Below are 22,825 nucleotides of genomic sequence, written 5' to 3'. Positions count from 1 at the left end.
GCGAATCTCATCGTCCTCCTCCGGCTCGCGAGGACGCGGTCCCACCGCTCCTCCTCCCACTGCCCACTCATAGGGCACCTCCTGAGGCTTCCGACTCGATGAGGCCCACATCCATGTCGTGGAGGAACTCCCACTCCCACGTCTCGTAGTCTTCGAGCCCGCGGTACGCCGTGACGCCGACCGCGATGTCGCGGCGGACAATCCTCCCGCGGCAGCAGTCGCACGTGAGGAACGGCAGATCGACCAGCCCCCAGCGCACGGCCCTCGCTCGGCCAATCTCGCTCTTCATCTCGAGCCCGAGCTTCATCGCGCACGGCCCGCACCAGATCGTCCTGCATAGCGTACCCATCTCGTTACCCTCCTTCTCATCTACGTTTCGTCGTTTTTGCTCGCTCGCTAACTGAGCGGTGGAAGGGGGCGGCGACATATCGAAACCTTTGAGTGGGAATCGCGAAGGACCCGAGCGGAGCAACATCGTGTCGCATCCGCCCGTCCCGTCTTCGCGCCCATGAACCTCATCAGAATGGCACGTCCTGGGCCTGCAACTGTTCCGAGATCCAGGTGTGGGCCATGTCGGCGACCTTCGCGAGGAGCAACAGGTCGTCCCTCCCGAAGCTTTCGCTCGACCGCCAGTTGCCTTCGCCATCCTTGTAGAGCCGTGCGAGCGTCGCGTTGAAGCACGCCCCCTGCTCGCCGTCGTTCGCCCATACGGCGGCCCGGATGTTACGGAGACTGACCGAGTGGACGGGCCGATTCCGTTCGACGTTCGTTTCGGGCGCTGGTTGCGACCCTTTCGATTCGCTCGCCCCGCCGGTGACCGCGCTTTGCCTCGACATCCTCCTCACCTCCCCTCGCCGACGGTCGCGAGGGCGACCCACGGCGGGACTGGCTTCGCCGCGAGCCCGAGGAGCTTCGACGCCTTCTGGTCCGTCTCGGCCCTGTCGCCTGCGTTTTTGATTTCGCCTGCGATACGCGTGAGTGCATCGACGAGCGAGAAGACCGTGAACCGCCCATGCTCCCTTGCGATCTCGAGGGCGCGCTTGGCGAGCATCCCCTTGATCCCGTGGGTCGAGAGCAACCTCATCGCCTCCTCGGTGTCGTCCCCGAGGCGCGTCTCCATCGCGCGGCGGATCGTGGCGACGAAGCCGTCCCTCCGTTCGTCACGTTTCTGGACGAGCGCCTCGACAATTCGCCTCATCTCGGGCAGGGCGTCGGACACCTTGTCCGTGTGCTTCCTCGTGAACTCGGTGATGTCGACCGCGTCCCACACGATGTGGATGGCGCAGACGGCCTGGAACCAGAACGACTGGATCCCGACCGAGCGTTTCCCGACTTCCGAGTTCCAGGCGAAGAAGCCGGGCGCGAACGCCTCGCCCTCCACCTCGACCCACCCGGTCGGATCGATCATGAAGCAGAAGAGGTCCTGCTCCCCGCGATAGAGCCCGGTCCCGCCCGTCGCCCCACCTTGAGGCGGCGAGAAGTCGACCGCGAACTCCATCAGCATCGAGACGAGCTCCGAGTCGTGGAGCCTCGAGTAGCTGTGCCCGTGGATGGACCTGATCTCGTCGTCCCGGGTGAAGAGCTGCACCGGCTTGTTCCCGCCCGGCATGGTCTCCGAGAAGACGCGCGACGCCGTCTCCGCGGACAGTTGTGACCTTCCCCAGGAATCGTGGGCGCTCGGTCGAGGTGATATAACACCGAGCCGAGGAGTTTGCCCATGACGCCCAAGAGCTACAACGACGAGTTCAAGGCCGCCGCGGCCAAGCTGGTCCGCGAGCAAGGTTATTCGGCCTCGCAGGCTGCCGAGAGCCTGGGGGTCGATCCCAGCTCCATTCGCAGGTGGGTCCGCGCCGTCTCCGGCCCCGTCGTCGCGATGCCCGACGCCTCGGTCGAGGAACTCCGACGCGAGAACCTCCGCCTGCGCGAGGATAACCGCAGGCTCCTCATGGAACGCGAGATTTTAAAAAAAGCGACGGCATTCTTTGCAAAGGAGCTGCCGTGAAGTTCGCCTTCATCCGGGACCAGAGGGCGTGTTTCCCCGTCGAGGCCCTCTGCGACGTCCTGAAGGTCTCGCGCAGTGGCTATTACGCCTGGACTCGACGGCCGCCTAGCCCGGCGACCCTGCGTCGCGACCGACTCGTGGGGCAGATCCGCAAGGCCCACGGCGACAGCCGTAACACCTACGGCTCTCCACGCGTGTACCGGGCCCTCAAGGCTGTGGGCGCCGCTTGCTGCGAGAACACCGTGGCCAAGCTGATGAGGGCGACGGGGCTGCGTTCCAAAGCGGCCCGGCCGTTCGTGGTCAGGACCACGGACAGCCGGCACGGCCACCCCGTGGCCGCCAACACCCTGAATCGCGAGTTCTATCCAGATCGACCGAACGCGGTATGGACGGCTGATATTACTTACGTGCCGACGGCTCAGGGTTGGCTCTACCTGGCGGTGGTCCTGGGCCTGTTCTCACGCCGCGTGGTGGGCTGGGCCACGGCCGATCACTTGCGTGCCGAGCTGGCCTGCGACGCCTTGCGGATGGCCTTGGAGCATCGCAGGCCGAGGGGGGAGCTGATGCACCACAGCGACCGAGGCGTGCAATACGCCAGCGGGGCCTACCAGGAACTTCTGGCGGGATCCGGGATCGAACCGAGCATGAGCCGGACGGGCAATTGCTGGGATAACGCGGTGACCGAGAGTTTTTTCAGTACAGCAAAGCGAGAGTTGACCCACCACGAGTCGTACGTCACCCGGGAGGAGGCGCGTCGGTCCTTGTTCGACTACATCGAGATCTTTTACAACCGTCAACGCCTGCATTCGACGCTTGGCTATCGCAGTCCGGCGGACTACGAAGTACGCTTCGCATCCTAGCCCGCCCCGAGCGCCCACGATTCCTGGGGAAGGTCACGGCCGGGTGCCCTCCGCCCGTGTGCGCCATGGATCGCAACACGCTGAACTTGTCTGAAATCCTGTTGAGAAAGCTACATTTTCGCCAACATCTTCGGTAGTCGGCGGGCCATCAGATGGATCATCGCCAACTTGACGAATGCTTCGCTGCTTGCGGTCGTCGCCTCGTAATCCTTGCTCAGCCGACGGTTCCGCCCCAGCCAGGCGAAGGTCCGCTCCACACGCCAGCGGAATGCGATCGGCTCGAACTTGTCGGCACCGGGGCGCTTCGCCTTGATCTCCAGCCGCAGCCGGTTGCGGCCCCGCAACGCATGGACCCACTCGGCGATCCCGCCGTTGTCCGATCCCGTCGGCGACGATCAGCCGCAGCCGCATGAAGCGGTGCCGCAGCGGGGCCAGGACCAGCCTCGCACCGTCGCGATCCTGGATACTCGCGGCGTGGACGACCACCGAGAGGATCAGCCCCAGGCCGTCGACGAGGATGTGCCGCTTGCGGCCGGCGACCTTCTTGCCGGCATCGATGCCGTGGGGCCCCCCCTTTCGGTGGTCTTGACCGACTGACTGTCGAGGATGGCCCCCGAGGGCTGCCGACGCCGCCCCTCGGCCACGCGGAGGTCGCCCCGCAATTCGGCCATCAATCGGTCGAAGGTGCCGTCCTTCTTCCAGCACCGGAAGTACCAGTAGGCGATGGTCCAGGGGGGGAGGTCGTGCGGCATTGCCCGCCACTGGGACCCCGTGCGGGCGACGTACAGCAGGGCGTTGACGATCTCGCGGCGGTCGTATTTGGCGGGCCGGCCCCCGGGCTTGGGGGCCGGGATGAATCGGCAGACCTGGGCCCACTGGGGGTTGGTCAGGTCACTGGGATAGCGACGTCGTGTGTCCATGCTCCAAGCCTAGGACACCCTTTCTCAACTCGCTCTAATACTACAGTTGCAACTAACCGATCAGCCCGGTAGTTTGGCCATGGAATCCCCGAGGAGGATCACCATGGCCAGCACCGATGCCGCCTTCAGCCCCGAGGACGTCCACGATTGGGGGCGGCAGATCGACGAGGTGGCCCGCCGGATCGGGGCGAGGTTTCCTCGAAGCGAGACCCGCGATCGCGTCCGGGCCTATCTCATCGGCCTGCTCGGGCCGGTCCAGCGGAAGAACGCCTGGCAGGTCGCCGAGCAGATCGGTGACGAGACGCCCTACGGCGTCCAGTACCTCATGGGCCGGGCCGACTGGGACCCCGACTCCGTCCGCGACGACCTGCGGGCCTACGTCGTCGAGACGCTCGGCGACCCCGACGCCGTGCTGATCCTCGACGAGACCGGGTTCCTCAAGAAGGGGACCAAGTCGGTGGGCGTGGCGAGGCAATACACCGGCACCGCGGGCCGGATCGAGAACGCCCAGGTCGGGGTCTTCCTCGCGTACGCCAGCCGGCATGGCGTCGCGTTCCTCGACCGCACGCTGTACCTGCCCGAGGAGTGGGCCGGCGACCCCGGGCGGTGCAAGGCGGCGGGTGTCCCGGAGAAGACCGCCTTCGCGACCAAGATCCGGCTGGCCAGGGCGATGCTCGAGCGGGCGTTCAAGGCCGGGGTGCCTGCGGCGTGGGTGACCGGCGACGAGGTCTACGGCGCGTGGGAGTTGCGGCGGTGGCTGGAAGAGCAGAAGCGGCCGTACGTGCTGGCGGTCCGGGCCAACCAGTATGTCTGGGCGGGGTCCGGGCAGGCCGCGGTCGCCACCCTGACCAGAGCGTTGCCGAAGCAGGCCTGGCACAAGATCACCATCGCGGCGGGCAGCAAGGGGCCGAGGCGGTACGCCTGGGCGTGGCTGGAGATCAACAGCGACCTGGGCCCGGCATGGAGGCGGTGGCTGCTGGTGCGCAAGAGTCTGGATGGCCGCGAGGAGTTGGCGTACTCCATCGCGGCCGGCCCGAGCCGCACGACGTTAACCCGGCTGGCCCAGACCGCCGGGGCTCGCTGGGCGGTGGAGGGCGGTTTCGAGGCGGCCAAGCAGGAGGCTGGACTGGCCGACTACGAGGTGCGGAGTTGGACCGGCTGGCATCGGCACATCACCCTGGCCCTGCTGGCCCATGCCGTCCTGGCCGCGATCCGGAGACTTGCCGGCGCACCGCCCAAAAAAAGTCGGCCGACGAGCCGGAGTTGATCGCCCTGACGGTGCCCGAGGCCCGTCGGCTCCTGGTCCGACTCCTGTGGGGACGCCTGCCGGAGGCCGTCGAGGTCCTGGATTGGTCGGTATGGCGGCGCGCCCACCAGGCGTTCGCGCGGCGTTGCCACTACAAGAAACGCGAGGCCGGGCCCCCGGGTTAGTTACAACTGTAGTACTAAGAGGCTATCCGGGAACAAAGATTTGCCGTAAAACACTGGTGGCAAACGATGTCACCCCGACCCAATGGCACCGGGACATGCTTCCATGCGCGAGCCCTATCCGTCCGACCTGACCGACGCCCAGTGGGCCATCATCGAGCCGCTCATCCCCGGGAAGAAGACCGGACGACCTCGGCGGGTCGAGATGCGGGAAGTCCTCAACGCCCTGTTCTACCTCGACCGATCCGGTTGTCAGTGGGACATGCTCCCCCACGACCTGCCCGCCAAGAGCACCGTCTATGACCACTTCGCCACCTGGCGGGACGATGGCACCTGGGACAAGATCAAGGACGCGTTGATCGAGAAGGTCCGGGTCGCCGCCGGTCGCGACCCCGCCCCACGCACCGCCGCCATCGACAGTCAGACGGTCAAGGGGAGCGAGGTCGGTGGCGCACGGGGCTACGATGGGGGCAAGAAGCTCTGGGGCCGGAAGCGTCATATCGTCGTCGATAGCCTGGGCTTACTGCTGGTCGTCGTGGTCGCGGTGGCGAACCTGGATGACGGGACGACAGCCCGGCGGGTGCTGCGTCGCCTGACGCCGGAGCAGACCGGGCGGTTGGAGACGGTGCGGGGCGATTCGAAGTACCGCAATCATAAGCTGAATCGTTGGATGGCAGAGGCGCGGGTGAAGTATGTGATGGAGGTGATCGACCGGCCCAAGGATGTGAAGGGATTCGTGCATCAGCCGAAGCGTTGGGTGGTGGAGCGGAGCTTCGCCTGGTTGGGGCGGTCTCGTCGTCAGAGTCGGGACTACGAGTGGTTCACCGCGTCGAGCGAGTCGATGATCAAGGTCGGCGCAATTCAGCACATGCTCAGGCGATTGGATCCAAATCCCACCAAGGCGAATCCATTCCATTACCCGAAAAAGCAGCTATCAGTTGCCGGATAGCCTCTAAAAGAGCAAAGAAAAGCATCAATAGTGCTTCTGATGCAGCTCGTTTTCACAGTAGAAGCGGCTTGGTTGTTTTTGCCGGTGACTGCCGGTGACAAGCACCGGCTATAGCCCAAACAGCGAACGCCGACCCCTTCGCTCGCTCACCCGATCGCACCGCCCTGCATCCAGAGTCCGCCACCACACCGGTCCTTGCTTCCGAACAGGAGCCCGACCCATGAACACCGCCGGAACCCCGCCTGACTATCGCATCGCCGACTGCCGAGAATTCCCTTTCGGCCTCGACGCCATTCGCCATGACCCGAAACTAGCCCCGCGCTGCAGCATCACGAATTGTCGTGGCCGATGCAGTTTCCGATTCCTTCTTCTCGGCCTCGGGATGATCGGCCATGTCGGCGTGTGCAGCCGACATTTCGAGAAGTACGGACGCAGCAACGATCAGGACGGCCTGGTTGCTGCTGTGGCCGCAGCGGAGGCGAAACGCCTCGACGCGCGTCGCGAACGAGCCCTCAAGGCTCTCGCGAGGCGAAGCTCGGTCAAGGCCGCCACGACGCCTTGACCGAGCTGCGGACAGCCGCCAACCGCACACATGACAGCACACCCCCGAAGCGTCGATCCCTGCGCACCGTCCCCCATCACTCAAGATCGGAGTTGCAACATGTCACGCACCACCAATGCCGCCGCAGAAGCCGCCAAGCCGAAATCCCGGCCCATTCGTGCTCCGCGGCTCTCGCCGATCGGCGAGAACCGACATGTCCGAGGCGGTGCAGGCCCTCGTCCCGTCATGCCCGAATCGGATTGTCACCTGCTGCTCCGGGACCACCCACTGCCTGCGCGACGACGTCCAGGCGGGATGGCCGACATGCCTCGAATGCGTGAGGAGGCCGTCGAGCGTCACGCCCTGAGGTTGACGAAGTCGGCGAGCCCGAGCTTGCAGGCAACTGGAGACGGAGTAGTACCCCGAGTGCGTCGCTCGCCGGTCGCACTCGGTGGTTCGTGACTCGACGCGCGAGGAGCCTTCTCCCCGCCTCCAGGCGTCGCCGAGAGGAATGAGAAGCGATCAAACGGCTACTGTCCTGGGCGTATCGCGGGTGCTAGCATGTCATCGAAATCAGCCCGGCTCGTTCCCGCCGCGATCCGAGCCGCGGATATGGCCTGGCGAGACAGGGGAGACTCAGGCGATGCGTAAGGTTGTCCTGTTCGGATCGTCGCTGGTCCTCGCGGTGGTGGCGATGGCATTCTTGACCGCGGGTCGCTCTACCCAGGCCCAGGCCGTTGCTCCGGGCGCTGTCGTACGCTGGGAATATTCCGTCATCAGAGGCTTCAGAGTCGAAACCTTCAACGAACTCGGCGCACAGGGCTGGGAGCTGTGCGCCGCGGGAAGCAATCTCAGTCAGTACTCCGACTACGTCTTCAAGAGGCCTAAGCGCTGACTCCCACGCTCATGGCATGCGCCCCGCCGGAGCCGCCATCAACGGCGTACGAAGGTCCCAGGTGCCAGGCAAGCTTCGCCAGTAATTTCTCCGCAGACAAGGCTCTGCGTCGCGCCAGGCGAGCCGATCGGGACGCCAGGGCCCCGCGCTTGTCGCATCGCATGGCCGCCTCGACATCGCGGCAGGTCAAGGCGACCCTCCCCTTGAAGCCCTCCGATGCAGCGGTCGCCTCCTCGGCCAGCGACTCGGCGACGTTGACCGAGGCTACGGAGGCGAAGAGTTGCTCCAGGGATGGAAGGGCAGTGTCGGCGGGGGGCATCGCGCCGGGCAACGGCGGGGGTGCCCATCGGCGGGCCAGCTCGATGGCGGTAGCCGAGGCGTCACGATCGGCCCGCGTCTCCAGATCAGTCCGCGACTTGCGGAGCTTATTGAACCGCGAGCGATTGCAGGAGACGTAGCCCTCAGCCCGCATCGCAGAGATGAATGCGGACCGCGCCAGGCGGAAGCCCTCCTCCAGCAACCTTGCGCGGGCATCGGCTGCCGCCTTCATCTCGCGGAACCCGGCCCGCCAGGAGTTCCGCTCCGCGCGGGCCCGCAGCCCGGCATCGCGACCCTCGCGGGCGATCCTGCGCTCAATTTCGCGCCGCCTGACCGAGAACGTCGCGTCGAGTGAATAGGCGGCCACGGCCGACGCCCCCGAGCAGACGTACTCCCACTCGACCCGGCCCCCGGCCTTGCGCTCTCTATAGAAATATGGCAAACCATTTAGATATTTGAGCGGCAGTATTACCATACCTCCGCGCCCGGAATATCGGATGCGTCCACGGATTCACCCGATCGGCCCCGGGCCATCAACCACCCACGGGCCGCGACGACCGCGACATCTGGGTGGTTGATGGTCAGCGGCCCATCCCTGCCCACCCCGTCGCGCTAGTCGTCCCACGAGTCGCCGCCCAGGCCGCCGTGATCCCTCGCCCAGGACGGCAAGGCGGCACTCACGCTCGTCCGGCCTGCCTCAGCTTGGGCCGCAGCATCGGCCTTCGCGAGCGACTCGGCAAGTTGGAGCAGCACATCGGCCTGACCCTCGGGCCGGATGAACTCGGCGATGGACGCGACGAACTCGCTCAGGATCGGCCCGACCGAGGATGAGGCGGCTGGGGCATGTGCTACGCCACGCATCTCGTGCTCGTGCCGCTCGACCATGATCTGGAGTTCCAGATCCCGATACCGCAGGTTGAGGAACTCCCTCGCCGCCGCGTGATTCTGGCCGCTCATCGCGAGCAGATAAAGGCTCTCCCTGACATCTTCGTTGGGGACCATCTCGGCCGCGAAGACATCGTCGCGGAATTCGGGATCGGCGTCGAACTCCCGGCAGAAGTCGGCGGTGGAGATCATGGCTTCCTGGCATGCCCTCACTCGCTCCTTCCCCCGGGAGAGTGCGTCGAGAAGGGCCGCCTTCTGAGAGGTTGCCGGCGGCCCTGTAGCCCTGTGTCGCCGGGCGGACGGCGCGGACGTCCCTCGGATCGCCTCGTCACGTCGCGACTTACTGAGCTTGATGGCCATCCGATCCCTCCCCTCCGCCGCACGATGATGCCCGAGCCAGGGCGGTACAACATAAAGTATAATTACGCTTTCAATTACATTGAGTGTTCAAATAATTGTATAATTCTTGTGATCTTCCTGCAGTCGCAAGCGTCGCATATCCCGACGCCGAAGCATCGGCGCCATGGAGGAGGGATCGGACACTCCGGGGGCTGGTTCTAGAGGCCCGACCGAATCATTCGCCGCTCCGCCCCCTTGGGTGGTCGGGCAGGCCCTATCACCTGGGATGTCCTCGATCACCCGTGCTTCTTGAACTTCTCGGGCTGACGCGAGACAGCACCGGAGCCTACCTCCAAATCTTAGATCCCGTCCCGATAGAAACGATTCCTCGGCGGTTGCGTGGCGCCCCCCGCCTGACTCGCCTGGCCCGCCTCCCTGGTCCTCTGATCGGCCCGCGCGTCCAGGAGGCTCTCGACGGCCCTCTCCGCCCCGAGCTGGCCCGCGAGCTTGAGGAGCACCCAGACATCGACGCCCATCGCCTCTCGGTACGCAGCGAACTTCGCGGCCTCGTCGGGCGACGGGGCCGCCGCGGTCGCAGGCTCCGCCCTCGCGGCGACCCGGCTCACCGGCGTCACGACCTCGGAATCGCGATCCAGCAGCGACTCCAGGTCGATCCCCAGGACCCTGGCGGCATAGTAGCAGGGGATCAGGCTCGGCTCCGTCGTGCCCGCGAACCAGGCGGACATCGAGGCGGTGGTGATCTGGCCGCCGGCCTCCCTGATCCGCTGGACGAACTCGGTCTGTGACCAACCGCGGGCTGCCACCAGCCCCTTAAGCCGGAGCCCGACGAAGGAATTCTCGACCTCCTTCGGCGTGGTTCGTATGCGTCGCTTCTTGCCTTCGTTGCTCATGCCTCGCCTCGTTCTGGCCGGGTTTGGACGCGTGTGCTGTAGGCCGAATACTATGGGAACTGATTTGGATGGCTGAAACAAGGGCTCCGGCCGCCTTTTAGCCGCCCTATCCCATCTCGGACGGCCTAATCACACCATCACTCGCCAACCGATGAACGCGGTGGGCCGAATTCGAACTCGGTTTCGAGTATTCGGCATCCTTTCAAAAAAACTTGATCACGCTCGCATTTACTTCGTGTTGGCAAGATGAGAGGCTATTCATTATTCCGAATTATTAGCCTGAATTGTTCGGCAAGGCTTACGGTCGCCCCCGCCCGACCACCCACAACCCTCGCCGGAGTCGAGCTTTGGCTTCAACCCTCGACCTAATCACCACGCAGGCCCCTCCTCCGCTTCCCGGGCTGGGTGGTTGCCGCTGGACGAGTTGCCAGAAGCCTGGCTAGGCGGCCCCGACATCTTCGACGAGTCCGAGTACGTCATCCGCCGCGGGATCCCGATCCTCGACGTCCACCGCCACGACGACAAGGGGACCGTCGATCGGGGGCTGCTGGAGCTGATCGCGGCGAACTCGAACGCGCGGTCGGCCCGCGGCGACTACGCCCTGATCTTCGTCGGCCACACCGACCCTGACCTCCCCGAGATGGCCCAGCCCCCGATCGTCGGCTACATCTCCGAATTCACCGTCGGCCGGTACGACGGGCGGCCCTGCCTGCTGGCGGATTTCCACTACAAGAAGGCGAAGTTCGACCTGGCGATGAGCTTCCCGCACCGATCCATCGAGCGGGCCTACGGGGAACTTCGCCAGTCGAACTTCATCTCGGCCGTGGCGCTGCTGCGGTTCCGCCCCGAGCGATCTCTCGGGCTCATGACCTACTCCCGATCCGACACGCCGACCCCCCGGACTTCCAATCAGGAGAGAACCATGACCGCGACCGCCATCCGAGACGCCGAAGTCGGCCTGGCCGCCAGGAACGCCAGCCTCGAAGCGCAGGCGGCCAGGCTCGAAGCCCAGGCGGCGAAGCTCGCCGCGCTCAAACTCAGGATGGACCGGGGCGAGCGAGGCGCCGAACTCAAGGCGATGGCCAGGCAGGGCATCAGGCTGGACGTGCCCGCGGAGCTGGCCCGATGCGAGCGGATGACCGACATCCAGTATTCGTCCCACGTGGCATCGATCCGCAAGAACTACGCCCGCTCGCCCCAGCCCGCCGCCGCCCCAGACCTTGGGTGGTCGGGATCGCCGGCGACGATGAACGAGATCAGCCGTCAGGCGACCGACGAGGCGAAGGGGATCTATCGCTACGCCCGCGACAACAAGATCGGGCCGGGTCGGTTCGCCGACGCCGTGGCAGGATATCGGGCCGAGCAGGCGAAGACGATCCGCTGACGCGGCCGGGCCGGTCGCTGCCCCCCTGGATGAACGAGGGGCAGCGACCGGCCCGAACGTCTCACGCCGTCCGCCCATCAGGCGGAGACTCCGGCCCTCGCGGGCCATCGACCACCCAAAGGGGCGGCTAGCCCTGCTTGGCAAAGCAACTTGGCGATCAACCTGGAGCCGAGAACATGAGCGACGAAGAGCTGAAGGATCGACTTGAGCGGATCGAGCGATCATTGGCGATGTTGGTCGAGCGCGAGACAATCAAGGACTTCTACGACGTCGAGGAATTCGCCCGCCTGGTCGGTAAGGCCGAGTTCACCTGCCGCGAATGGGCCAGGCTGGGTCGCATCCACGCCGAGAAGCGACAGTCGGGGCGTGGTGCGTACTCGGCGTGGGTGGTGAGTCATGCCGAGCTTCTCCGCTACCGCCAGCACGGACTGCTGCCTCGCCTCGTGAGGGCGTGAAGGGTCGGAGAGGGGGCTCCTATCCGAAGACGCTCTTGATCGTCTCGGCCTGGACTGACGGGTACAGGTGCGAGTATCGCTTGTGGACCTCGGCCGTCAGGTGTCCCACCCACTCCTGGATGAGCCTCTGGTCGATGCCCTTGCTGGCGCAGGCCGAGATGAAGGAGTGCCGCAGGGTGTGGTAGCCCCTCATAACGGACCAGGGCGAATCGGCGAGCGTCCGCTTCATGTGATCGTGGGCCTCGTCCGGGGTGAGGGGCGTGATCCCGGGCCCCTCCCGATTGCGGACCGACTTCATCCTCTCTCCGGCCGTCTTCGCGCGGCCTTCGCCAGACGTGTGGCCGGTCGTGCGGCTCCGTTTCTTGCTCCGCTCGACCTCGCCTGACTGGCAGAAGAGCCACGTCCCCCCGGGATGGATCGCGATCCAATCGCGGAGGATCGCGGCCAGGGCCGAGGAGATGGGCACGCGGCGTGTGGTCCGCTCGCTGTGCGACCGCTTCTTCTCCCGCACCGTGATGACCCGCCCTCGAAGTCCACGTCGGAGAGCCGCATGCGGATCAACTCGGAACGCCGGGCGCCCGTGTAGGCGGCCGTGGCCAGCAGGGGGTGGATCCACGGGTGGCCGGCCTGCTCGCGGACGTGGGCGAGCAATTCCTCGACCTCGGGCAGGCGGAGGTAGAGGGCGTCCCAGAGTTCCGCCCGATCCTTGGCGGTGATCCCGGCGAGTTGCCGCTCGATCTCGGCGCGTGTCTGGAACGGCGGCTTGGCGTCCCGCTTGGGATAGCGCAGCCCCCCGTTCGGGAATTTGCCCGCGACGAGGTCCATCCGCACGCCCCAGTTCCAGGACATGCGCAGGGAGATGATCTCTTTCCTGATCGTGGCGGGGGAGAGCATGCCCCGGATACCCTTCGCCTTGGCGCGGCGATCGACGTAGGCCTGCAGGTCGGACAGGGCGAGGTCCCCGATCGGGAACGCCTCGCCGAGGGCGGCGACCAGGTGCTTGAAGTGGAGGCGGATGCCGTCGAGCGTCCTCTCCTCCAGGGAGCCGTTGCCGTGCGTCTCCAGGGAGCCGTTGCCGTGCGTCTCCAGGTAGCGGTCGCGGAGCGAGCCGAGGGTGAGCCGCGTGGCGGGGGCGATGCTGCCGTCCTTGATAAGAATCGGCTTACCATCCTGCCGGACGTACTCGACGATGCCGATGCCCGGCGGCAACTCGGTCAGCCCCTGGGCGAGACGCATCAGCAGGTAATCGACCTGGCCTCGGCCTCGGAGACGCGGCCGACCGTGAAGGATCGCTGCTTTCGCTGGTACTCGAAGAGGATCCGGTAGCTGCCGTTCCTGTCCTGAAGTGCGGCCATCTGCCCTCCCGGCGGGCGATGCCACCCCAACGCGGCGAGGGCGATCTTACCAGATCCTTGCCAAGGCCTCTGGTAAGATCGCCCGTGATTCGCCGTAAGTCCATAGTACCGAAGGTGGGACTCGAACCCACACGGGTGTTACCCCACCGGATTTTGAGTCCGGCGCGTCTGCCATTTCGCCACTTCGGCTCATTTCTCGGACGCTTCAAGTCAAGTCCAAGAAAATAGTGGCAAACGAGGCGATGCCTCGTCTGCTTTCGGCCCGGGCATTCTATCAGGAACTTCGTTTCAAACCAGGCTATCGAGTCAAATCGTGCCCGGAGTGTTTCGAAATTTCTTCTCAAAGAATGACGGGAGTTGCGTTAATCAGGCCTGTCGCGACCTTTGAGGGTTGTCTCTTGGGGCCATTTGGAGGACTCGTCGTTGGCAGTGCCGGGTGCCAACTCAGAGGGGACGCCGGGCGGGGGTCCGATCGGACGATCCCCCTGGTGCCGTCGTGGATCGGCCCCGCGGCATCTCGGCGGGAATCGTGTGGGGCGATGGATCGGGCGAGAGGCAGGGTGTTGCGCGGGGCGTGACGCCCGTGAGGCTTGCTCGATCGCGGGTGTCGAAGGGCGGCGGCCCGCTCAGCGTGGGGGATTGCGCCGCCCTTGATGGGACGGGCCTTGATCAGTCCTTGCCTTCTTCGGCCGGCTTCAACTCCGGGGCTTCTGGCGTCTCGGACTGTTGTTGATTGCGGCGGAAGCGGCGGAGTGCGTCGAGCTTGGTGGCGAGGCCGGCTCCCCGGCCCGCGGCGGTGAGTCGGGGCGGGGGCGGGTTGTTGTTGAGGTGCTCCTCGTCGCGGGTGTATTGCAGGAAGCCGATGCACATCTCGTCCTCGGTCTGCTCTCCCCAGTGGACTTCGATCGGGGGCTTCGAGGGGTTGGCCGGGTTGCTGGCCGAGTTGTCGAAGTGGGCGGTGAGCTCGATCTTGGTGCCCCGGGGGAGCGCCTCGGGGGCGTTGAACTCGTAGGTGTCCTGCCAGTTGAAGTCCCAGCGGTCGATCCGGATCAGGGGCTTGCGGGTGCCGTCGGGACTGATGGCGGTGAGCCTGAAGTCTTTGCCCAGCCAGTGCATGTGGGGGACGACCGCGTTGAGGTGGATGTCGACGGGGGCGGTCCAGGTTCCTTGCACCTGATAGTTGGCGTCGCCGACCGGGATGATCATCTTGGGGCGGAAGCCTTGCAGGGGAAGGTTGGGGCGGACGGCGGCCCCCCGGACGAGCTTGTCGACGGGCCTTTTGGAGAAATAGAGGCCGATCGAGGTGGCGTCGTCCTCTTCCTTGCCGCTCTTGTTGTAGTGGATCTGGAGGAGGACATCGGCGCCGGCGGGGATGTAGCGGCCGATCCCTTCGGGGGTGGCCCTGGGCGACTTTCCGGGCGCCCAGCCTCCCAGGCCTCCCGAGGGGAGGACCCCGAAGCCGGAGAACGAGCGGTAGCCGGGCTCGTCATCGGCGGCATCCTTGGAGCGGGCCTGGCCGGTGGTGTCGAAGGCGGCCAGGATGTGGTGGACGACCTTGGGGTTGCCGGCCTTGAAGTCGACGGCGGAGATCCAGCGGCCTTCGGTCAGGCCCGACGGGAGGACGAAGACGCGGAACTCGTCGCGGCCGTTGGCCGACAGGCGGAAGGGCTTCGAAGGGGTGAGGATCAGGTCGGGCTCGCCCAGGGCCCAGGTGGAGCTGAAGGTGCGGGGCGCGGGGGCTTCGGCGGGGTTGCCCTCGGGGGCGTCGGCCTCGGCCCAGGCGGACAGGGTGGCGATCTCGGCGGGGGTCAGGATGCGGGCGCCTCGGAACGGGCCCCCCTCGGTGGTCGAGGCATGCCAGGGGGGCATGGTGCGCTCGGACGTGACGGCGGCGAGGTCGCCGGCGCGCTTGCGGGCCTGTTCCCAGGTGAGCAGCGGGAACGGCGCGACCTGCCCAGGTCGGTGGCACTCCTGGCAGTGCGCCTGGAGGATCCGCGAGACGTCCCTGTGGAACGTGGGGGCCTCGCCCCCGATGGCCAGTGTGGTCGACGACGTGACCGCACAAGCCGCGAGGAAGAACGCACGGACGCTGCGCATTGCCTTGGACCCCTCGATGTCTGACCGGCCTCGGCCGCGAGACTCCTACGCATCCAACCCCGTCGGTTGCGGAAAGTCTCGCGGCCTTCGGCTCAAGCTTAGTGCACCGATCAGGCGGGTTGGACCCCTTCCGGGTGCCTGGCGACGATCCGGTCGCGGAGCGACTTGACGGCGAATCCCAGGACGATCCAGTTGACACCCCTGAAGATGAGGTTAATGCCGACGAACATGCCGATGACCCAGAGCGACGAGGCGGGCCACTCGGCCAGGATCAGCAAGCCGAGCAGGATGTCGACGAGGCCGCCGAAGACCGGCCAGCCCCAGGCGGCGAACCTGTAGCTGAGGGCGGTGATGACGCTGAAGATGCCGCCGACGAGCAGGAAGCTGGCGATGAGCAGGGTGAGCGTGGCGGTCCCCTGGATCGGGGCCTTCAGCAGCAGCAGGCCGACGACGCCGGTGAGGATGCCCGAGAGCAGGTGGAGAAAGAACCCACTCCAGTAGCGGACCCAGAAGGCGCCCACGATCTCGCCTATACCGGCGGCGATCATGACGACGCCAAGGGCCACGGTCGAGACGATGGAGGCGATGACGACCGAGCTGAGCGCGACCGAGCCCAGCGCGATGAGCGCCGCACCCAGCACGACGAACCAGAGCCAGTTGCCGCCCAGGGCTTCGATCTCGTGCCTGAGCGAGATGCCTTTTCGGCCTTCCGTCACGATGCTCATGTTGAGTCTCCCCTACCCGATGTTGGAGCAGGCCTGCCCGCCACATTGCGGGCCCTGGGGGGCGATGCTTGCCTGTCCCAAGCCCTGATACAGCGGCGAGTTCCACATCGGAGTCGCCATCGTCGGCCGTCCGGGCCCCGGGTGCAAGCGGCAAGGTCGCGAACGGCCAGAGACGGGGCGGGCTCCGGAAAGTGATGGAAGCCGGCGGGCCCTGGGCGCTACAATGAGGCGCCCCGGTGAAGAGGAGACGAGCCCCCGGGTGGGATCGACTGGCGACGCAGCCGGTCCCCGGTGGAACACGCGAGGGACGGATCTCGTGGACGATCTCAGCCCCGACGACAGCCCGACCGTCGCGTCCAAGTCGGGCGTGGGGCGCACCCCGGCCCCGACCGGCTCGGCGGCCAGGTTCCCCGCGCCTTCGACCCGCACGGCCCCGGCCGCGCCGGCCGCGATGCGTCGTCGGCGGCGGAGCTGGGTCGCGGCGGGAATTGCCGTGGTGGCCCTGCTGGTCGCGTCGCTGGGCGTGCTCGGGGCTCGGGTCGTCTCGCTGGGCCGCGACCGCGACCGGGCGAGGGTCGCCGCGCGCGCGGCGGAGGACGGGCTGAGGCGGGCGAAGGAGGTCGAGGCGACGGCCCTGAAGGAGCGGAACGACGCGAACCGCGAGGCCGCCAGGGACGCCGAGACACGCAGGCGGGCCGAGGCTGACGCCGACGAGGCCAGGCGGGCGATCAAGCAGACGCAGGAGGCGCTCGAGGCGACCCAGCTCCAGCGCCAGGCGGCCCTGGAGGTGATCCGGTCGCTGACGACGCAGGTGGCCACGCAGCTGCGCGACCGGCCCGGGATGGAGCGGACCCGCCAGGGGGTGCTCGACGCGGCCATCGCCGGCTTGCAGCAGGTGGACAGGGCCGCGGAGACCAAGGACCTGCCCGATCGAAGCCTGGCGGGCATGCATCAGCGGATCGGCCAGGCCCTGCTCGCTGCGGGCGACTCCGACGGCGCGATCCGCCAGTATGAAATCGCCCTGGAACGCCTGGAGAAGCTGGCCGCGCGCGAGCCCGATGACCCGATCGTCAGCCGGAACATGGTCGCCACCCTCAACAATCTAGCCGACGTGGCGATGGCCGGCCGCGGCAGCGCCGAGCTGGCCCGCACCTACGCCCGTCGCGCCCTCCGCCTGCGGCTTGACCGGATGCTCAAGGAGCCCGGCAATGACGCCCTGAACCTCGACGCCGCGGGCTCCTATGCGCTTGTCGCCGGGCTCTCGATGCGCCTGGGCGACTCGGGCTCGGCGCAGGCCGACACCCTGCGTGCCCTGGACCTGCGCGACGCGCTGCCCGCCCCGATGCGCAACCGCCTGGACGTGCAGCGCGACCAGGCCGCCGGCCTGGACCGGCTCGGCGAAATCGCCCTGCGTCGCGGCGATAGCGCGGCGGCGCACGCCCAGTTCGACAAGGCCTACACCATCCGCAAGGGCCTCGCCCGCCGCGACCCCGACAAGGCGGGGGCCGCCCGCGAGCTGGTCCGTTCGCTGAACTACCTGGGCGACGTGGCGCTGACGCTTGACCGCGACCCGGCCCGCGCCAGGGACCTTTATGCCGAGGCCCTGGAGCTCTGCGAGGCCGCCACTCCCAAGTCGGCCCCTCGCCCGCCGGGCGACGAGCCGAGCCCGATCCTGGCCCTCTTCGGCGCGGCGAGGCTGGCCCTCCGCGCCGGCGAGAAGCTCGGCCCCGAGTCGCTGCGGCCCCGCTTCGGCGAGGCCGCCCGCGACGTCGACCGGGTCTTCCGGCCTCAGGAGTCGCCCGATGCGGCGGCCCTGCGCTGCCTGGCCTCGACCACCTATCGCCTGGGCATCGCCTCCCTGAAGCTGGGCGACACGGCCCGCGCCGAGGCGCTCTTCGACCGCAGCCTGCGGGCCCGCCGGTCGACTCCCCCCGGCCCCGGCCCGGGCCGCGACCTGGGGCGCGAGGCCGACCTGCTGCTGGCCCTGGCCCGGTGCGGCAAGCTGAACGAGGCCGGGCGTGTCGCCGCCGAGCTGGCCGCGGCCCCGGGCCTGGACGCCGAGGGCTTCTACCGGGCCGCCGGGGGCTACGCCCAGTGCGCCGCCGCGGCCAGCCTCGCCGATGCCACGTCCGAGGCCGAACGCTACACCACCCTGGCGCTGGGAGCCCTGGGCCGGGCCGTCGACCTGGGCTGGAAGGATGCCCCCGCCCTGGCCGCCGACCCCGAGCTGGACTCCATCCGCGACCGCCCCGGGTTCCGCGAGGTGCTTGACCGCATCAGCCTGGTCAAGCGGTTGCCCTGATCGAGCATTGATTGACATTCCGGCGTCGTGTCGAATGTCAACGGGCCTCGTTGGCATTGGATTCGGGGTGGACGATGCGTGCAATGGACGCGTTCGATGGGCGTGCAATCCTGGCGATTCTCGCCATGCTCTGCGGCTGGCCGTCCGACGTGGCGGCGCGGGACGTCTCGCTGGAGGAGGTCATCGAGGCGGTGCGGGAGAAAGAACGGCTCTATCGCGACGTCGAGGTCAAGTCCAAATATTCCTATGTGGCGGAACAGCCGGAAGATCAATACGTGAAGCAGGCCCTCCGGTCGTACACCACGGCCTCCAGGAGCGTCTCGCAGGGCGACCTCTACTATTTCCGCGAGGCCGGGGCCAGGACCACCTTCGAAGGCGCCAAGGGCCACGATCTCGACGAGATCGCCGGGTACGACGGCAAGGTCACCAGGTTCAATCACAACGGAGAATATGCGAATATTTACCACGGAAGGGCGGAGAGCCAGACGTTCTACCGCCCCCACATGCTGCCGTTCCGGCAGTCCGTCGGCGCCCCCCTGTCCCTGTATCTTCGCGGCGGGAAGGAGCTGAGCAAGCACCCGCTTTCCGGGCCCTATCATGAGCGCGCGATCCTCACGGTGAAGCTGGACGGCCACGAGGCCGTGGATGGGATCGAATGCCTCAAAATCCGGTGCGAGTCACGTTACCGCGAGCGCCCCGAAGACCCCGGGAGCCTGGGCCTGCTCTGGCTGGCACCCAGTCGGAATTACCTCCCGTTGAAATTCGAGAGCTACGCCGTTGATTACAGCAGCACGCTGCCGATGGTGAGCGGGCGGGTCGAGGAACTCCGGGAATTCTCGCCCGGGGCCTGGTATCCGTCCCGATACAAGGACCTCGTCTACGACCGGGCGAGCCTGAGGGAAGGGAAGCATATCCTCATCCGCTCCGACACCATCGAGGTCGAATCGGTGGCCCCGACGGGGACGTACCCGGTGACCTTCTTCGGCGACGTCCCGATCCCCGACGGGCTGCCCGTCTACGAGATCGAGGGCGAGAAAATCGTGAAGAGCTACATCCAGGGGGAGGCACCCGACGCGAAGTGACCGGGGCGGGGCCCCGGGCCGACGCGACGAGGGCGGGATTGATCGGTGTTCTCGTTTATCAAGTGTGATTATGCATGCGTGTGTCGCGTCGGCCGCCTTCGCCCCGGATGCGGGCCTTGCCGGGTTCGGGTAGAATTGCGGTCGTCATGGGATCTCAGCAGCGATCGTTCGCCGGCCACCCCCGGCGAGTCAGCGTGTTCGCCCCGAACTCGGCCCGATTCGAGGAGGAGCCCCGATGGCCTGCCATCACATCGACGGCGTCGAGCCCGTGCCCGCGAAGACCCCCGACGGTTGCGAGGAGTGCCTGGAGGAGGGGACGCCCTGGGTCCACCTCCGCCTCTGCCTGGAATGCGGACACGTCGGCTGCTGCGATAGCTCGCCGGGCATGCACGCCACGAAGCACTTTCACGGGACGGGCCACCCGGTCATGGCGTCCTACGAACCCGGCGAGCGCTGGGGCTGGTGCTACGTCCACGAGGCCGAGCTGGACGTGCCCGCGCGGTTCGAACCGCTCCTGCGATAGACGGATTCCGGCCCGACCCATCCCCCCGGGAGGCAGATCATGTGGGACTTCGGCGACCTGAGATCCGTGGCGTTGCCCAAGCTCGACGACCGCCAGATGGCCGAGCTGGGGGCCTGCCACCTGACGACGTCGCGACGTTATCGCGAAGGCGAGCGACTCTTCGAGCCCTGCTCGGTCGAGCACCTGTTCTTCTTCATCAAAAAGGGTGAAGTTGAAATCATCGATGAGACGGGCGACGTGCCGAACTCGATCGTCATCATCGGCCCGGGGGAGTTCACCGGCGAGGTGTCCGACCTGGCCGGCGGGCATCCGCTCGTCTGCGCCGTCGCGCGGGGCGACTGCGATGTGTACGAGGTCTCCATCGAGGCGCTGCGGACGATCCTCAATGACCACCCCACCCTGGGGGACATCATCGTCCAGGCGTTCATCGCCCGTCGCCAGCTCCTGCGCGAGTCGGGCTCGTTCACGGGGCTGCGGGTGATCGGGTCGAGGTACTCGCGCGACACGTTCCGGGTGCGCGAGTTCCTGGCCAAGAACCGCATGCCGTTCACCTGGCTCGACCTGGAGGCCGCCCCCGAGGTGGAGACGATGCTCCGCCAGCTCGGCCTGAGCGAGGCCGACACGCCCGTCGTCGCCTGGGGCCATTGCAAGATCCTGCGCAATCCCACGGACCGGCAGCTCGCCGATGCCGCCGGCCTGCGCCCTTCGATCAAGGCGACGACCTACGACCTCGCGGTGGTCGGCTCGGGGCCCGCCGGCCTGGCCGCGGCGGTCTACGCGGCGTCGGAAGGCCTGAGCACGATGGTCCTCGAGCAGTCGGGGCCCGGCGGCCAGGCCGGCCGGAGCATGCGCATCGAGAACTACCTGGGGTTCCCCTTGGGCATCACCGGCGCCGAACTGACGGATCGGGCCTGCATGCAGGCCAACAAGTTCGGCGCCAGCATGCCGGTGCCCACGCAGGTCGTCGGCCTGACCTTCGATGGCCCATACCCGCTGCTCCAGCTGGAGGGCGGCGAGACGGTCGCGGCCAAGTGCATGCTGATCGCCACCGGGGCCGAGTACCGCAAGCTCGGCGTCGTAGGCTGCGAGCCCATGGAGGGCCGGGGCGTCTACTACGCGGCGACCCCCAATGAAATCAGCATGTGCCGCGGTGCCGACGTGATGGTCGTCGGCGGCGGCAACTCGGCCGGCCAGGCCGCCGTCTTCCTCGCCGGCCAGGCCCGCCACGTCTGGCTCCTGATCCGGGGCAACGACCTGCATCGGAATATGTCCAGCTACCTGGTCGAGCGCCTCCTGCAGACCCCCAACATCGAGCTGCTCTGCAACTCCGAGGTCCGCTGCTTGATGGGCGAAGGCCACCTCACCGCCGTCGAGGTGGCGAGCAACACGACCGGCGAGGTCCGCACGATCGAGACCCCCGCCCTGTTCAGCTTCATCGGCGCGATCCCGCGCGTCGAGTGGCTCCCCCCCGAGATCGAGCGCGACGCCAAGGGGTTCGTCCTGACAGGCCCCGACCTGGTGGGATCCGCGAGATGGACCCCCCGCCGGCCCCCGTTCCACCTGGAGACTAGCCGCCCCGGCGTCTTCGCCGCCGGCGACGTCCGATCCGGCTCTGTCAAGCGGGTCGCCTCGGCCGTCGGCGAGGGCTCGATGGCCGTCCAGTTCGTGCACGAGTATCTCAAGGGGATGTGAACGCCCGCCCTCGAAATTCGAACATCAATTGACGCGGATCTGACCCATTCAGGAAACGCCATGACCCCCCTCGACCTGCTCGTCATCTACGGCTCGGTCCGCCACCATCGCCAGGGGATCAAGGCCGCCCGCTTCATCCTCGGCGAGTGCCTGGCGCGGGGCCACAAGGCGACCCTGGTCGACCCGATGGAAGACCAGTTCCCGCTCCTCGACCGGATGTACAAGGAATACGACCCCGGCCAGGCCCCCGCCCCGCTGGAGCGCCTGGCCGCCCGGATCAAGCAGGCCGACGCCTTCATCATCGTCTCGGGCGAGTACAACCACAGCATCCCCCCCGCCCTCTCCAATCTCCTGGACCACTTCCTCGAAGAATACTTCTGGCACCCCTCCGCCATCGTCTGCTACTCCGCCGGCCCCTTCGGAGGAGTCAGGGCCGCCATGCAGCTGAGGGCCATGCTCTGCGAGCTGGGAACCCCCAGCATCCCCTCCCTCCTCCCCATCCCCGCCGTGCAGGACGCCTACGACGACGCCGGCAACCCCAGAGACGAGAAGGCCCGCAAGCGAGCCGGCAAGTTTCTGGATGAGCTGGAGTGGTATGCGAATGCCCTGAAGGCGGCCCGGCAGGCGGGCACGCCTTATTGATTCGCATGTGGTCGTGCGTTGTGTTGGGCTTTGGCGAGTGAAAGAATGATCAAAGTCCTGGTCGATCAGCTAAAAAATGAGTTGCGGAATCAGGCCGAAGGCTATGTTCGACGATCCGAGGAAATCATCGGGCAGATCGCCGAGCTCAAGGACCCCGCCTCCGTCGATGTTTTATTGTCACTTCTTGATGACCATGCAGAATTCGATGAATTAATGTTCTCGATTATTCATGCGATCGAGATTTTTGACGATCGAATTTTCGTTCGGGAAATCATTCGCCACCTGCCTGAATTTTGGAGAACCGCTCCAAGATGGGCTTCCATCATACATATGCGAATCATGAATTCACCGAGAACCCTTGCCGCCTATGCGATCGCGTTCGAGAATCTCTCCGAGGATGAGAAGCACGCAGTTCGAGAAGTCCTGATCGCACTTCGACGGAAGCGTCCGGTCTTCGAAGAGCGGATTGATCGACTCTTGGCTGGTTTGTAGGGTCAAATTTGCCGAGCGATTCGATCAA

23 protein-coding genes, 1 tRNA gene and 1 pseudogene are annotated in these 22,825 nt (G+C 66.7%); 14 read left to right on the top strand and 11 right to left on the bottom strand.

The window, feature by feature from the left end; translation table 11 throughout:
- Positions 1–67: 67 nt before the first annotated feature.
- The 3 genes from EP7_RS11075 to EP7_RS11065 all read right to left on the bottom strand — a co-directional run bounded on the left by EP7_RS11075 (position 68) and on the right by EP7_RS11065 (position 1,609).
- Positions 68–349, bottom strand: coding sequence for a hypothetical protein (locus EP7_RS11075; RefSeq protein ID WP_463527911.1), 282 nt, complete (start codon positions 347–349; stop codon positions 68–70).
- Between the two features lie 169 nt (positions 350–518).
- A complete protein-coding gene (locus EP7_RS11070) occupies positions 519–836 on the bottom strand; it encodes a hypothetical protein (RefSeq protein WP_463527910.1) in 318 nt (105 codons plus the stop codon).
- Between the two features lie 5 nt (positions 837–841).
- The gene (locus EP7_RS11065) at positions 842–1,609 is read right to left on the bottom strand and encodes a DUF932 domain-containing protein (RefSeq protein WP_463527909.1); all 768 of its coding nucleotides are present in this window, start codon (positions 1,607–1,609) and stop codon (positions 842–844) included.
- 108 nt (positions 1,610–1,717) lie between these two features.
- Here EP7_RS11065 and EP7_RS11060 point away from each other — a divergent pair.
- Positions 1,718–2,862, top strand: a protein-coding gene (locus EP7_RS11060; protein ID WP_463527908.1) for an IS3 family transposase whose coding sequence is annotated in 2 segments (ribosomal slippage) — positions 1,718–1,973 and positions 1,973–2,862 — 1,146 coding nt in all. Because the reading frame shifts where the segments join, the coding sequence is not laid out codon by codon here.
- Positions 2,863–2,972: 110 nt separating this feature from the next.
- Here EP7_RS11060 and EP7_RS11055 read toward each other — a convergent pair.
- Positions 2,973–3,782 (bottom strand): annotated as a pseudogene (locus tag EP7_RS11055) (IS5 family transposase).
- A 103-nt stretch (positions 3,783–3,885) separates the two neighbouring features.
- Between EP7_RS11055 and EP7_RS11050 the strand changes: the two are divergent.
- From EP7_RS11050 to EP7_RS11030, 5 genes are all read left to right on the top strand, one after another.
- The gene (locus EP7_RS11050; RefSeq protein ID WP_463524442.1) at positions 3,886–5,049 is read left to right on the top strand and encodes an IS701 family transposase; all 1,164 of its coding nucleotides are present in this window, start codon (positions 3,886–3,888) and stop codon (positions 5,047–5,049) included.
- On the top strand, positions 5,046–5,213 hold the full coding sequence (locus tag EP7_RS11045; protein ID WP_463524443.1) for a hypothetical protein: 168 nt from the start codon (positions 5,046–5,048) through the stop codon (positions 5,211–5,213). The genes EP7_RS11050 and EP7_RS11045 overlap by 4 nt, the downstream gene beginning before the upstream one ends.
- Positions 5,214–5,316: 103 nt before the next feature.
- On the top strand, positions 5,317–6,159 hold the full coding sequence (locus tag EP7_RS11040) for an IS5 family transposase (protein WP_463527907.1): 843 nt from the start codon (positions 5,317–5,319) through the stop codon (positions 6,157–6,159).
- 220 nt (positions 6,160–6,379) lie between these two features.
- Positions 6,380–6,721, top strand: a complete 342-nt coding sequence (locus EP7_RS11035) for a hypothetical protein (protein WP_463527906.1) — start codon at positions 6,380–6,382, stop codon at positions 6,719–6,721.
- Between the two features lie 622 nt (positions 6,722–7,343).
- On the top strand, positions 7,344–7,595 hold the full coding sequence (locus tag EP7_RS11030) for a hypothetical protein (RefSeq protein WP_463527773.1): 252 nt from the start codon (positions 7,344–7,346) through the stop codon (positions 7,593–7,595).
- On the opposite strand, the gene EP7_RS11025 is transcribed toward EP7_RS11030, so the two are convergent.
- From EP7_RS11025 to EP7_RS11015, 3 genes are all read right to left on the bottom strand, one after another.
- Positions 7,585–8,280, bottom strand: a complete 696-nt coding sequence (locus EP7_RS11025; protein ID WP_463527905.1) for a hypothetical protein — start codon at positions 8,278–8,280, stop codon at positions 7,585–7,587. The two genes, EP7_RS11030 and EP7_RS11025, sit on opposite strands and share 11 nt — an antisense overlap.
- A gap of 245 nt (positions 8,281–8,525) precedes the next feature.
- The gene (locus EP7_RS11020) at positions 8,526–9,158 is read right to left on the bottom strand and encodes a hypothetical protein (RefSeq protein ID WP_463527904.1); all 633 of its coding nucleotides are present in this window, start codon (positions 9,156–9,158) and stop codon (positions 8,526–8,528) included.
- Positions 9,159–9,496: 338 nt separating this feature from the next.
- On the bottom strand, positions 9,497–10,048 hold the full coding sequence (locus tag EP7_RS11015; protein WP_463527903.1) for a helix-turn-helix transcriptional regulator: 552 nt from the start codon (positions 10,046–10,048) through the stop codon (positions 9,497–9,499).
- 409 nt (positions 10,049–10,457) lie between these two features.
- On the opposite strand from EP7_RS11015, the gene EP7_RS11010 reads away from it, so the two are divergent.
- Complete coding sequence (locus EP7_RS11010) at positions 10,458–11,432, top strand: hypothetical protein (RefSeq protein WP_463527902.1); 975 nt, start codon at positions 10,458–10,460, stop codon at positions 11,430–11,432.
- Positions 11,433–11,608: 176 nt separating this feature from the next.
- Positions 11,609–11,887, top strand: coding sequence for a hypothetical protein (locus tag EP7_RS11005; protein ID WP_463527901.1), 279 nt, complete (start codon positions 11,609–11,611; stop codon positions 11,885–11,887).
- Positions 11,888–11,906: 19 nt separating this feature from the next.
- On the opposite strand, the gene EP7_RS11000 is transcribed toward EP7_RS11005, so the two are convergent.
- The 4 genes from EP7_RS11000 to EP7_RS10985 form a co-directional block, all read right to left on the bottom strand.
- Positions 11,907–12,353 carry a tyrosine-type recombinase/integrase gene (locus EP7_RS11000; RefSeq protein ID WP_463527900.1) on the bottom strand — a complete coding sequence of 149 codons (447 nt, stop codon included), beginning with the start codon at positions 12,351–12,353 and terminating at the stop codon, positions 11,907–11,909.
- Between the two features lie 995 nt (positions 12,354–13,348).
- Positions 13,349–13,431 (bottom strand) — tRNA-Leu (locus EP7_RS10995).
- 480 nt (positions 13,432–13,911) lie between these two features.
- Positions 13,912–15,339, bottom strand: coding sequence for a monooxygenase (locus EP7_RS10990; protein WP_463527899.1), 1,428 nt, complete (start codon positions 15,337–15,339; stop codon positions 13,912–13,914).
- A 110-nt stretch (positions 15,340–15,449) separates the two neighbouring features.
- Entirely contained in the window at positions 15,450–16,064 is a 615-nt protein-coding gene (locus EP7_RS10985) for an HdeD family acid-resistance protein (protein ID WP_463527898.1), read from the bottom strand.
- Between the two features lie 316 nt (positions 16,065–16,380).
- Between EP7_RS10985 and EP7_RS10980 the strand changes: the two genes are divergently transcribed.
- From EP7_RS10980 to EP7_RS10955, 6 genes are all read left to right on the top strand, one after another.
- The gene (locus EP7_RS10980; protein WP_463527897.1) at positions 16,381–18,366 is read left to right on the top strand and encodes a hypothetical protein; all 1,986 of its coding nucleotides are present in this window, start codon (positions 16,381–16,383) and stop codon (positions 18,364–18,366) included.
- A gap of 83 nt (positions 18,367–18,449) precedes the next feature.
- Positions 18,450–19,448: a hypothetical protein gene (locus EP7_RS10975; RefSeq protein ID WP_463527896.1), complete on the top strand. Its 999-nt coding sequence runs from the start codon at positions 18,450–18,452 to the stop codon at positions 19,446–19,448.
- A gap of 235 nt (positions 19,449–19,683) precedes the next feature.
- A complete protein-coding gene (locus EP7_RS10970; protein ID WP_463527895.1) occupies positions 19,684–19,971 on the top strand; it encodes a ubiquitin carboxyl-terminal hydrolase 14 in 288 nt (95 codons plus the stop codon).
- A 39-nt stretch (positions 19,972–20,010) separates the two neighbouring features.
- Positions 20,011–21,663, top strand: a complete 1,653-nt coding sequence (locus EP7_RS10965) for an FAD-dependent oxidoreductase (protein WP_463527894.1) — start codon at positions 20,011–20,013, stop codon at positions 21,661–21,663.
- 60 nt (positions 21,664–21,723) lie between these two features.
- Positions 21,724–22,305: an NADPH-dependent FMN reductase gene (locus EP7_RS10960; RefSeq protein ID WP_463527893.1), complete on the top strand. Its 582-nt coding sequence runs from the start codon at positions 21,724–21,726 to the stop codon at positions 22,303–22,305.
- Between the two features lie 45 nt (positions 22,306–22,350).
- Positions 22,351–22,797 carry an Imm30 family immunity protein gene (locus EP7_RS10955; RefSeq protein WP_463527892.1) on the top strand — a complete coding sequence of 149 codons (447 nt, stop codon included), beginning with the start codon at positions 22,351–22,353 and terminating at the stop codon, positions 22,795–22,797.
- The last annotated feature ends 28 nt before the right edge of the window (positions 22,798–22,825 follow it).

The sequence above is a fragment of the Isosphaeraceae bacterium EP7 genome, assembly GCA_038400315.1.
Taxonomy (GTDB): Bacteria; Planctomycetota; Planctomycetia; order Isosphaerales; family Isosphaeraceae; genus EP7.
The sequence above is the reverse complement of the archived record's forward strand: the minus strand, read 5'-3'. Positions and strand labels throughout refer to the sequence as shown.